The sequence below is a fragment of the Mesorhizobium sp. M4B.F.Ca.ET.143.01.1.1 genome (genome assembly GCF_004792275.1).
GTDB lineage: Bacteria > Pseudomonadota > Alphaproteobacteria > Rhizobiales > Rhizobiaceae > Mesorhizobium > Mesorhizobium abyssinicae.
The window spans coordinates 1-287 of record NZ_SRSR01000341.1 but is presented as its reverse complement, the minus strand read 5'-3'; the positions used below and the strand labels follow the sequence as shown (position 1 = coordinate 287).

The following is a 287-nucleotide window of genomic DNA, read 5'->3' as shown; positions in this document are numbered from 1 at the left end:
AGCCGGTGCCGATGTCAGCATGAACCAGAGCGGCGTCGATGCCGACGAACCTGACCGCTGTCTCGCGGATCTCGCCGAGCACGAGATTCTCAGCGTCTGGAATCGAACTGGCGTGCGCGCCAACCTCACGGTCGAAAACCAGGATCCGGCGCCCGGGCAGGAGCTCACGCAGATGGTGGAACGTGCGGCCATTGCCGAGGCCCAGCTCGAGCACCGGCCCCTCCATCTTCGCCACCTCGGGGCAGATCTGATTGAGAATGTCGCGCTGTGCGCTCATCCTGCTGATG

At 64.5% G+C, this 287-nt stretch carries 1 protein-coding gene; it reads right to left on the bottom strand.

Annotated features, from left to right (window positions below; all coding sequences use genetic code 11):
- The coding region (locus EN786_RS37265; RefSeq protein WP_246688864.1) for a class I SAM-dependent methyltransferase at positions 1-286 on the bottom strand (286 nt) is incomplete at its 3' end.
- Position 287 lies beyond the last annotated feature (1 nt).